Origin of the sequence: Sphingomonas mollis (assembly GCF_016427505.1) — a bacterium.
Taxonomy (GTDB): Bacteria; Pseudomonadota; Alphaproteobacteria; order Sphingomonadales; family Sphingomonadaceae; genus Sphingomonas; species Sphingomonas mollis.
The window spans coordinates 26,385-36,333 of record NZ_JAELXS010000015.1 but is presented as its reverse complement, the minus strand read 5'-3'; the positions used below and the strand labels follow the sequence as shown (position 1 = coordinate 36,333).

General features: G+C 64.7%; 10 protein-coding genes. 5 read left to right on the top strand and 5 right to left on the bottom strand.

Annotated features, from left to right (window positions below):
• Positions 1-142: 142 nt before the first annotated feature.
• A complete protein-coding gene (locus tag JAO74_RS17405; protein ID WP_199041189.1) occupies positions 143-973 on the bottom strand; it encodes an aldo/keto reductase in 831 nt (276 codons plus the stop codon).
• A gap of 97 nt (positions 974-1,070) precedes the next feature.
• Here JAO74_RS17405 and JAO74_RS17400 point away from each other — a divergent pair, with 97 nt between their 5' ends.
• The 5 genes from JAO74_RS17400 to JAO74_RS17380 all read left to right on the top strand — a co-directional run bounded on the left by JAO74_RS17400 (position 1,071) and on the right by JAO74_RS17380 (position 4,344).
• Positions 1,071-1,373 (top strand): hypothetical protein, encoded by a 303-nt coding sequence (locus JAO74_RS17400; RefSeq protein WP_233151160.1) that lies wholly within the window; start codon positions 1,071-1,073, stop codon positions 1,371-1,373.
• A gap of 1 nt (position 1,374) precedes the next feature.
• Positions 1,375-1,881, top strand: coding sequence for a nucleoside deaminase (locus tag JAO74_RS17395; RefSeq protein WP_199041183.1), 507 nt, complete (start codon positions 1,375-1,377; stop codon positions 1,879-1,881).
• On the top strand, positions 1,878-2,078 hold the full coding sequence (locus JAO74_RS17390) for a helix-hairpin-helix domain-containing protein (protein WP_332908845.1): 201 nt from the start codon (positions 1,878-1,880) through the stop codon (positions 2,076-2,078). Before JAO74_RS17395 ends, JAO74_RS17390 begins: the two co-directional genes overlap by 4 nt.
• Before the next feature lie 160 nt (positions 2,079-2,238).
• On the top strand, positions 2,239-3,144 hold the full coding sequence (locus tag JAO74_RS17385) for a tyrosine-type recombinase/integrase (protein WP_199041178.1): 906 nt from the start codon (positions 2,239-2,241) through the stop codon (positions 3,142-3,144).
• A 6-nt stretch (positions 3,145-3,150) separates the two neighbouring features.
• Entirely contained in the window at positions 3,151-4,344 is a 1,194-nt protein-coding gene (locus JAO74_RS17380; protein WP_199041175.1) for an IS91 family transposase, read from the top strand.
• 607 nt (positions 4,345-4,951) lie between these two features.
• On the opposite strand, the gene JAO74_RS17375 is transcribed toward JAO74_RS17380, so the two are convergent.
• From JAO74_RS17375 to JAO74_RS17360, 4 genes are read right to left on the bottom strand one after another with little or no spacing between them, the layout of a single operon-like run.
• Positions 4,952-5,797: an NAD(P)-dependent oxidoreductase gene (locus JAO74_RS17375; RefSeq protein WP_269845965.1), complete on the bottom strand. Its 846-nt coding sequence runs from the start codon at positions 5,795-5,797 to the stop codon at positions 4,952-4,954.
• Positions 5,798-5,814: 17 nt separating this feature from the next.
• Positions 5,815-6,993, bottom strand: a complete 1,179-nt coding sequence (locus JAO74_RS17370; protein WP_199041169.1) for an L-rhamnonate dehydratase — start codon at positions 6,991-6,993, stop codon at positions 5,815-5,817.
• On the bottom strand, positions 6,990-8,267 hold the full coding sequence (locus JAO74_RS17365; protein WP_233151158.1) for an MFS transporter: 1,278 nt from the start codon (positions 8,265-8,267) through the stop codon (positions 6,990-6,992). The genes JAO74_RS17370 and JAO74_RS17365 overlap by 4 nt, the downstream gene beginning before the upstream one ends.
• Complete coding sequence (locus JAO74_RS17360; protein ID WP_199041166.1) at positions 8,257-9,939, bottom strand: GH39 family glycosyl hydrolase; 1,683 nt, start codon at positions 9,937-9,939, stop codon at positions 8,257-8,259. Before JAO74_RS17360 ends, JAO74_RS17365 begins: the two co-directional genes overlap by 11 nt.
• Positions 9,940-9,949: the final 10 nt, after the last annotated feature.

Here is a 9,949-nt window from a genome sequence, read left to right as displayed (position 1 = left end):
AAGAATGCTTGCGGATACGATCTCGCCCCGGCGTCGGGGCGGATCTTTCCGTTCGGCGGGTGTAGCGCGACGACCCAGTTTCTGCCGTTCGAGCTCATCATTGCGGTGTTCGGATCCGGACATTCGTTCGGCAGCCAGGGATTCAAAGCATAGCAAGCGGCACGGGGCAGCTTGGTGGCGGAGACATGGCGTCGAGCCGGGCCGTAACTTTGGGCGACAGCGCGAGGTCGGCAGCGGCCAGATTCTCCCGTACATGCTCGACAGTACCGGCTTTGGGGATCGCGATCACGCCGTCGCGCGCCAGCAGCCAGGCTAGGGCCACCTGCGCCGGCGTAACGCCAAGCTCGCTCGCCAGTGAACACAGCCCGTCATCCGCGACGAGCCGGCCCTGTTCGATCGGGCTATACGCCATCACCGGTATCCGCCGCGCCGCCAGCCAGGGCAGCAGATCGTGCTCGGGGCCGCGGCGTGTCAGGTTGTAGAGAATCTGGTCGGTCGCGCACGCCTTCCCGCCGGTCGCAACGAGTTCTTCCATGTCGTCGGTATCGAAATTGCTGACGCCCCAGCGCAGGATCTTGCCGGCGTCCACCAGCCGCCCCATCGCTTCCACCGTCTCGGCGAGCGGCACCCTGCCGCGCCAGTGCAGGAGGTACAGGTCGAGCCGATCGGTGCTGAGCCGTTCCAGGCTCGCCTCGCATGCACGGGGCAATCCGCTACGGGAGGCGTTCTGCGGATAGGCCTTACTGACCAGGAAGACGTCGTCGCGACGGCCAGCCACCGCCTCGCCGACCAGTCGCTCGGATTCGCCATCCGCATACATCTCCGCGGTGTCGATCAGCGTCATGCCGAGGTCGATGCCAGCACGCAGCGCCGCGATCTCGTCGCCCCGGCGCTGCGGGTCTTCAGCCATCATCCAGGTGCCCTGACCCAGGGCGGGCACATCGGTGCCATCAGGCAAGCGAACGGTTTTCATCGATCACCAACGCGCGATGCACGGACCCGGTGCCTCGCCAAGCGTTATGCTCCCCGACCCCGGCCCCTGTCGGCGGCACGGGAGAAGGATCATGGGCATGACGCTGACCGCCACCTTTGAGACGCGGCGCGAAGCCGAGATGACGGTCGAGCGTCTGGTGCAGAAGCATGGCGTCGAGCGAACGGACGTCTTCATCGCAGCGGACGGCGACGAAAACAGCGCAGGCGAGGAACAAGCAGGCTCCGACGCGGAGGCGGGCGAGCCCAGCCCCAAGTCGCGCGACGACGCACCGCTGCACGGTGCCGTCAGCGTATCGGTCGATATCGCGGACGACGCGAAGGCCGCCAAGGTCCGTGAAGCCTTCGCCGAGTTCCATGCCGATGACGTGAGCGAAGCCTGAGATGGCGAGCATCGCCTTTGTGCCGACGGACGAACACTGGATGCGCCGCGCGATCGAGGTCGCGCGGTCCAAGGGCTCCGATCCGTCGACATCCCCGCTAGGCTGCGTGATCGTGCTCGACGGGCGCGAGATCGCGGCTGAGCGCAACCAGACCCAGGAATTGCCGGACGCTACCGCGCATGCCGAGATGATGGCGATCCGCCGAGCGTGCGAGGGCATCGACGAGATGGAATTGCGCGGCGCGACGCTCTACTCGACGCTCCAGCCGTGCGGCATGTGCACCATGGCCTCGATCTGGTCCAAGGTCGGGCGCGTGGTCTACGGCGCCGGGCGCGACGACGTGCACCCGATGTATTTCGAGGCACGGCACGTCGACACGCTGTCTTTCATCGCCGACGCCTACCGCGACGACATCACGATCGAGGGTGGCTGCCTGCGCGCGGAATGCGCGACGCTCTACTACCCGCCGGACGCCGACCTGCCGCGCGACGAGCAGGCGAACCTGTGAGCGCGCCCGACGGCATCGACATCAATGTCGCTACCGCGGACGAAATAGACGCGCTCTCCGCGCTGAAGGGGCACGGCTTCGAGATCGTCCGCTACCGCGAGGAGCGTGGCCGCTTCGACGCGCTGCGGCAGTTGGAGGAGGTGCCCGGCCTTACGGGCAAGGTTGCAGGACTGGACGGGATGGTACGCTTCGGGTGACATCAGGCCCGCCCGGTGACCGCTACTAGTTGCTACGACCCACAGCACGAAGCCGCTGCGCGGCAGTGGTGTTCGTGGTGAGGTAGCGCGCCTGCGGTGAGGTTTGGCTGCCCGGCGACGGCGGCAGACGATGGAGTTCCTTCAACCAGAGGAACTCCCCATGGCAACTCTACCGGTCGACCGCCCCGTTACCCCACTGCGCCAGCGGATGCTCGACGACATGGCGATGCGCTCGATGGGTTCGCGGACCCAGCACGACTATGTTCGCCACGTCCGCGCCTTCGCGGCCTTTCTGGGCCGCTCGCCCGACACCGCAACCGCCGAGGACGTGCGACGCTTCCAGGTCCACCAGCGCGAGCACGGTGTCAGCGGGTCCGTCATCGGCGCCACGGTGTCGGCGTTGCGCTTCCTGTTCGGCGTGACGCTCGACCGGCCGGACCTGTCACGCAAGCTGGTGCTGGCGCCTCGTCCCAGGAAGCTGCCCGATGTGCTGAGCGTCGAGGAGGTCGGACGGCTGCTCGGGGCGGCACCGGGCATCAAGTATCGCGCGGCGCTCGGCGTGGCATACGGCGCTGGCTTGCGCGTGTCGGAGGTCGCTCACCTCAAGGCCGACGACATCGACAGCAAGCGCATGCTGATCCGCATCGAGGAGGGGAAAGGCCGCAAGGACCGTAATGCGATGCTGTCGCCGCAATTGCTCGAACTGCTCAGGGTCTGGTGGCGCGAGGGCAAGCGGCGCAGCGTCCTGCTGCCGCACGGCTGGCTGTTCCCCGGCCGCAGCTATACCGACCCGATCTCGACGCGGCAGTTGCACCGTGCGGTCTGCGAGGCAGCGGAAGCCGCAGGCATCCGCAAGCGCGTCAGCCCGCACACGCTGCGGCACAGCTTCGCCACCCACCTGCTCGAGCAGGATGTCGATATCCGCGTCATCCAGGTGCTGCTCGGGCACAGCAAGCTCGAGACGACCGCGCTGTACACCAAGGTCGCGACACGCACGATCCGCGCGGTGACGGGGCCGCTCGACCAGTTGATGGCGCTGATGGAGGGCAAGACGCCGGCCGGGTGACTCCGAGTGCGCGCCTCCATCAAGGTCGCCGACATCTTTCGCAGCGCAGGGCCTGCATATCGGGCGAGCCATGCCGGGCACCTGAGCCTCGACCAGCTCAAGGTGATGTCGGCAATAGAGACCTGCCGCACCGCCGTCATGGGCGGGCATGTCGAGGCCTGCACCGACTGCGGGCACTGGCGCGTCGCCTATAATTCCTGCCGCAACCGGCATTGTCCGCGATGCCAGGGCGCCGCCGCGCGCACCTGGCTCGCCGAGCGCGAGGCCGACCTGCTGCCGGTCGGCTACTTCCACGTCGTGTTCACCCTGCCGGCCGAGGTCGGCGACATCGCGCTCCAGAACAAGGCGGCGGTCTACGGCCTGCTGTTCCAGGCGGCGTCCGAGACGATGACGACCATCGCGGCGGACCCCAAGCACCTCGGCGCGCGCATCGGCATCACCGCCGTCCTTCACACGTGGGGCTCGGCGATGACCCACCACCCGCACATCTACATGATCGTGCCCGGTGGCGGGCTGTCGCCGGACGGCAGCCGCTGGGTGTCGTCACGCCCGGCGTTCCTGCTGCCGGTGCGCGTGCTCGGCAAGCTGTTCCGCCGGTTGTTCCTGACCCGGCTGGTGAGACTCCACGATGCCGGGCAGCTCGGCTTCTTCGGCAGCCTCGCCCACCTCGCCGAAAGGCGTGCATTTCTGCAGCACTTGGCCCCGGTCCGAAAGAAGCGCTGGGTGGTCTACGCCAAGCCACCGTTCGCCGGACCCGGGACGGTGCTGGCCTACCTGTCGCGCTACACCCACCGCGTGGCGATCTCGAACAGCCGCCTCCTGCGCTTCGACCAGACCGGCGTCACGTTCCGCTACAAGAACTACCGCTGCAACGGCGCCGACCGGCAGCAGGTCATGGCGCTGCCCGCCAACGAGTTCATCCGCCGCTTCCTGCTCCACGTCCTGCCAAAGGGCTTTCACCGCATCCGCCACTACGGCCTGCTCGCCGGCGCCACCCGCAAAGCACATCTCGAACATGCCCGCGAACTGCTCGGCGTCGCCCCGCCCGTCACCGCTGCCGAGCCGGTCGCACCCGATGACACCCGCCCGCCATGCCCGTGCTGCGGCGGACGCATGCTCGTCATCGAGACCTTCGAACGCTGGCGACAACCCCGCGCACCGCCGCATGGCATCAGCGCGACCGGGACCACGACGCCATGACCCGGCATGGCCCGATCCAGTCCCGTCACGCGGTCACCGCGCTTCCGGCGTTCAGACCGCTCGCGCCGGCAACATCGTCAGCCACATCGACGCTCGCCCAGACCGCCGGTCTTCCCCGACATCCATGGCCAACGTCCTTCCCGAGTGCCGCGTCGCGGTCCGCTACGGCGCATCCCGCCCGCCAGCACCCCGACCGCCCAACCACCCGAAAACTGCTTTCTCCATAGGCCATCGCCCGTGGCTCGCGGCTTCCTGCCTTGGAGGAAATCATACACCTGCCGGTGCCTGATTTCCTTTACAGTTGCGGTCATTCACGGCGCCCTGCCCGCTTCCCAACTTCCGTCATTCGTTCATTTTAATGGTTTGAGGCCACCCATAAACGCTATGCGTTAAATGGTGGCCAGCTGCGGGACCACTTCGTACCGGTAGGTGACGATAGCTTAATCCGGTGTCCATCGGACCGGCAGCAGGTCAAGGTGCGGGATCGTCCGAAACGCTCAGACGGCGCTCCGGAGTGGAGCCGGAACGCCGCCTCGCCGCAGTTCATCTATCAGAGGACCTTGCGCCAGCAGCTTCGCGAGCCACGGGACCGGTGCAGAGCCTCCGCTCAAGAGCTGCGGATGCTCTCAACCACCGCGGCAATATCGCGCTCGGCATGATCCGCCGATGCGGCTTCAAACCTGGCGCGTGCTGCTGCGGAACTGGGCAAGTCGATCCCCTGCCCCGCAAACGCCGCCTCGGCATAAGATAGATCCTTTGCCATCAGCGGCACCAGGAACTGCGGCTGGTAAGCGCGATCCAGCATCCGGCGCGACACCGCGCCGACTAACGGGCTTCCCGGCGCGCCGCTCGCCAGCAGCGCGACCGATCGCTCGACGTCGAGGCCGCTGCGTTCGATCATCGCCACCGCCTCGGCCAGGCTCGCGACCTGGACGCCGCAAAGGAAGTTGTTGACCAGCTTTAATACCGTGCCGCTGCCGGTCGAGCCCAGATGGACCGTCTCGCCGCCCATCGCTGCCAGTACCGGAGACGCGGCGGCCGCCACGTCGGCATCGCCGCCGACCAGAAAGCGAAGTTGGCCCGATGCAGCCTGCGCCTTGCTGCCTGTGACCGGCGCATCGAGAAAACCGATTCCCGCCTCCGCCGCGGCGGCCGCCAGCGTGCGCACCCAGTCGATTGTTAGCGTACTCGCCTCGATCAGGATCGCTCCGGGTCGCAGCGCGCCGAGCGTCCCGCCGTCCAACCATACCGCGCGCGAGGCGCCGTCGCTGGCTAACATCGCGACCGCGACGTCGACCTCGTGTACTGCCGCCGCTGGACTGTCGGCGAGCCTCGCACCTGCCGCTACCAAGGCGTCGCTCTTGCCGGGCGACCGGTTCCAGACCGTCAGCTCAAACCCCGCATCCAGCAGCTGATGCGCCATGCCCCCGCCCATTATGCCAAGCCCGAGCATTGCCACTTTCCGGACCGTCATTGTGTCACTTCGAACTTGTTCAGAGCTTCCTCATCGATGCCCAGGCCCAGGCCCGGCACATCGTCGTCGAGGTCGACGTAGCCATCTTTCGCCATTGGTTCGCCCTTGAAGATGTACCAGAACAATTCGTTACCGACTTCTACATCAACAGGGGGAAAGAACTCAGCGATCGGCGAATTGAGACTGGCCATCACAACATGGTAGTTATGCATTTGTCCGGCATGCGGAACGACGGGTATCGAATAGGCCTCGGCCAGCGCCTGGATTTTGCGCGCCGCAGTGATACCGCCGACACGGTTGGTATCGAACTGAATATAATCAAGCGCGCGCGCCTCTATGAGCTGGCGAAAGCCATAATTGGTGAACTCATGCTCGCCTGCCGCAATCGGTGTGGTACCGAAACGGCGGAGCTCATGATAGCCATGGACGTCGTCGGGAATGATTGCCTCTTCCAACCAGCGCAGGTTGAACGGCTCAATCAGGCGCATCATCCGCTTTGCATAGTCGAGGCTCCAGCCCATGTAGGCATCGGCCATTACATCGACCTCATCGCCCACCGCCTCGCGCACGGTGCGGACCAGTTCGACGTTGCGCGCCATCCCCTCAGCGCCATCGATCGGGCCCCAGCCAAACCGCAGCTTAACCGCGCCATAACCCTCGTCCTTATAACGCTTGGCCTCTGTGGCGAGATCGTCAAGACCGATCGAGTAAAGCCGGCTGGCATAGACTGGAATGCGCGCCTTCGTCCGCCCGCCCATCAGGCGGTAGCAGGGCTGTTTCGCCGCCTTTCCCATCAGATCCCATAAGGCGATGTCGATTGCGGAGATCGCAACCATTGCTACGCCTTTGCGCCCGAATGCCATTGTCTTGCGGTACATGTGTTGCCACAAGAACTCGGTATCCCACGGGTTTTGCCCGATCAGCAGCGGCGTTAGATATTGGTCGATCAGCTGCTTGGTGACGAGCGGTGACAGCGCCGCATTGCCTATCCCGATCAGCCCGTTGTCGGTGAATATCTCCACGATTAGCCAGCCATGAAACGTAAACGTGCCCATCGTCTCACGCGTCATCATCGGCGATACGAGGTCCATTGGGTTGGTGCAGAAATGCGGGGGCAGCGGCTGCGTCTCGCCGCGCCACTGCACGACGCGGGTGCGCACTTCGGTAATTTTCACGGATGGACCTTTCGAGAAAAATCGATGGGGCGGATGACGGGGATGGTGAGGCAGATGAGTGCGAAAGCGGCGACATGGAGGAGTGCTGCGACGGTCAGCACCGGTCCGTAGCCAAGCCCGGCATCAAGCGCCCAGCCCGCTGCCTGCCCCATGACGATACCGCCGAACGCGCCGCCCATCCCGACCAGTCCTGCCAACCGACCGAGCACACTGCGCGGAACCAGGTCAGTGGGCAGAGTCATGACCAGCGTCGACCAGCTTTGCTGTCCGAAAAAGGCGAGGCTGAAAAGGAAGATGACGGCCGGGATCGAACTGGTAACCGGCACCAGCATCACCCAGGGCATCATCGCCGCGCTGATTCCCAGCGCAATCTTGCGCGCCGCGTTGACCGAACGGCCGCGGGCCAGCAGCCGGCTCGACAGCCAACCGCCTAGCAGGCTGCCGACACCCGAAGCGGCATAGGGGATCCAGCCGATCGTGGCGGCCTGTTTCAGGTCAAACGCGTGCGCCTCGAACAGATATTTTGGCAACCAAAAAAGATAGAAATACCATGCACCGTCGCTGAGGAATTTGGCGCCTACGACGCCTCGTACCTCGCGCCGAGCAAGCAGCGCCCGCAGTGTCAGCGCAGGCCCATCGACCTCCGCCTCTACCGGGGCCGAATGGCGCGGCAGTCGGTAGCTGGCGAACCACAAACCAGCCCATACCAGCCCCATCGCGCCGGTCAGGAAGAATACCCAGCGCCAACTCGCCATCCCTAGCCAGTTGGCATCAGCGAGTATCAGCGCGATTAGAGGCGGTGCAATCACCGCGCCGACCGCGGTACCCGCATTGACCAGTCCGATCGCCGCGGCCCGGTCGCGAGGGCCGAACCACTCCGCAATCGCGCGCGTTGCCGCGGGGAACCCGCCTCCTTCTCCTACGCCAAGTAGTAGCCGGCTGGCGGCGAGCGCAATCACGCCGCCCGCTAGGCCATGGCTGGCGCAGGCCAGCGACCAAAATATCATGATGATCAGGAACCCACGACGGGTACCGATCCGATCGAGTAGCCAGCCGCCGCCCAGATACATCAGGCCGTAGGTAGCGAGAAACGCGCTGTCCAGAAATGCCTTGGTCTGGTTTCCGATTGGGATGTCTTGTTCGATAAACTTGATTGCCCAAGGCAGCGTCTGCCGATCAAGATAGCTGATCGCGATCGCTGTCGCGATCAGCAGCGCGACACCCCAGCGGCCGGGAAGGCGCATCGCCTTATCAGACAGCGCATCACTGGGCATCGAGCACCAGCAGTGCCACGCCTTGGCGAGGCAGCGTCACGGCGAAACGCCGTCCGCCGCGCGGCGCTGTGGCCGGCGCCACCTCTTCGGGTTGCATCGCTGATGCGGCCTCGAGCTCGGCATATTGCTTGGCATCCGGCGACTGGGGCGACCCCATGCGCTGCCATGCAGCGAAGGAGTTAGCATGATCGCGATCAACCCGCCACAGCTTGGCGGCGCGCCCTTTGGCGTTCGCGATCGTCAGCTGGATCGCGGCGTCAGGCCCGGCGACGTCGTCATCATGATAGTGCCACATCAGCACCGCAACGCGACCATCGGTGGTCCGCGTCGCTAACGTACCAACGTCAGCCTCGCCCCGCACCCCATCCTTCACGATGGCGTCGAGGGACACCTGCGCATCGCTCGTCGCTGCGATCCGCTCGGGGCCGAGTTGGGCGAATAGGCGGAACACATTGAGTACAGGCAGGTCGACGCCGTTGGTTGATAGCTGCCGGTACCCGGCGAACCAAGGCTGGTCTTCGAACTCGAATGACCAGGACAAGATGCCATCGAGGTTCACGCGCCGCTTGGCTGCCAAATCCCAGATTCGTGCAAAGCTGGCCGCAGTGTAGCTCGAATACATGGTGCCGTTACGATAGGCATTCTGCGGACCCGGACAGGCGGCGCATCCTTCTGGGTCGCTTTCGCCGATGACGATCGGCTTGGAGGCGAGAGCCGTGAAATCAGCAATCTTGGTAAAGCCATTATCGACATTGCGCAGATGGGTGGCGATGCCCATCCGCACATGCCCATCAACGAAGCGAGGTGAACCTTTGGCATGGAAGGAAAGGAAGTCGGTCGGCGTCCCGATCTCGCCTGTTGCATAGTTACGCTCGGACGTCACATGACGTAAGAACCCGTCCATGAACCCATCTGCGGTAGCGACATCAGGCCCACCGACCCGTGCACTCGGCAGCGCCCGCCGCACGGCGTGCACGGCGAAGTCATGGAGCTTGTTGAACTCGTCAGGACTCGCCTGCCAATAGAATTTTGAGTCGGGTTCGTTCCAAACTTCGAAATACCAGCGGTTGACCTCGTCGCGACCGTATTTCTCGACGTTGTGGCGCGTCCACTGATAGATCAGGTCGGCCCATTTATCGTAACTGGTGGGCGGATATGTCCAGCCGGTCGCGATCAGATTATACGCGAAGCCCGGCCGCCAGAGATGCTGATAAGGTGTGCCCTTGGGCGCACTCGATAGCGCCTCGGGCATAAAGCCTATCTGCAGATAGGGCCGTACGCCTCGCGCGAGATAGGTGTCGATAATGTTGTCGACGATCGTCCAGTCATAGATCGGCTTGCCGTCGCCACCCTCTCGATAGGCATTAGTGCTACCCCATTTGAAGGCAGGCGTGCCATCGCCGCTGCTCAGCAAGTTATGCGCACGAAAGAACACCTCGCCGTGTTTCAACTTGCCAAGTTCAACGAGCAGCTTTCGCCCGTCTTTCATGGTCGCGTAATTAGGCTCGTCTGCGCCAAAGAATCGCCAGGAAGGCGGCAGCGCGCCCACCGCCTTTCGCGCATCGACCGTGATCGTTACTGAGCGAGCAGGCGCCTGCGCCTGTCCAGCGGCAGGCATGCTGGCGAATACGGCGGCGACCGTGGCGGTAGCGGTGGCGAAATGGCGGATCATGAACGCTTCC

Excerpts from the sequence above, each read along its gene's own strand:
- JAO74_RS17405 (WP_199041189.1), bottom strand. The coding sequence starts at position 973 with ATGAAAACCGTTCGCTTGCCTGATGGCACCGATGTGCCCGCCCTGGGT.
- JAO74_RS17400 (WP_233151160.1), top strand. The coding sequence starts at position 1,071 with ATGACGCTGACCGCCACCTTTGAGACGCGGCGCGAAGCCGAGATGACG.
- JAO74_RS17395 (WP_199041183.1), top strand. The coding sequence starts at position 1,375 with ATGGCGAGCATCGCCTTTGTGCCGACGGACGAACACTGGATGCGCCGC.
- JAO74_RS17385 (WP_199041178.1), top strand. The coding sequence starts at position 2,239 with ATGGCAACTCTACCGGTCGACCGCCCCGTTACCCCACTGCGCCAGCGG.
- JAO74_RS17375 (WP_269845965.1), bottom strand. The coding sequence starts at position 5,797 with ATGCTCGGGCTTGGCATAATGGGCGGGGGCATGGCGCATCAGCTGCTG.
- JAO74_RS17365 (WP_233151158.1), bottom strand. The coding sequence starts at position 8,267 with ATGCCCAGTGATGCGCTGTCTGATAAGGCGATGCGCCTTCCCGGCCGC.
- JAO74_RS17360 (WP_199041166.1), bottom strand. The coding sequence starts at position 9,939 with ATGATCCGCCATTTCGCCACCGCTACCGCCACGGTCGCCGCCGTATTC.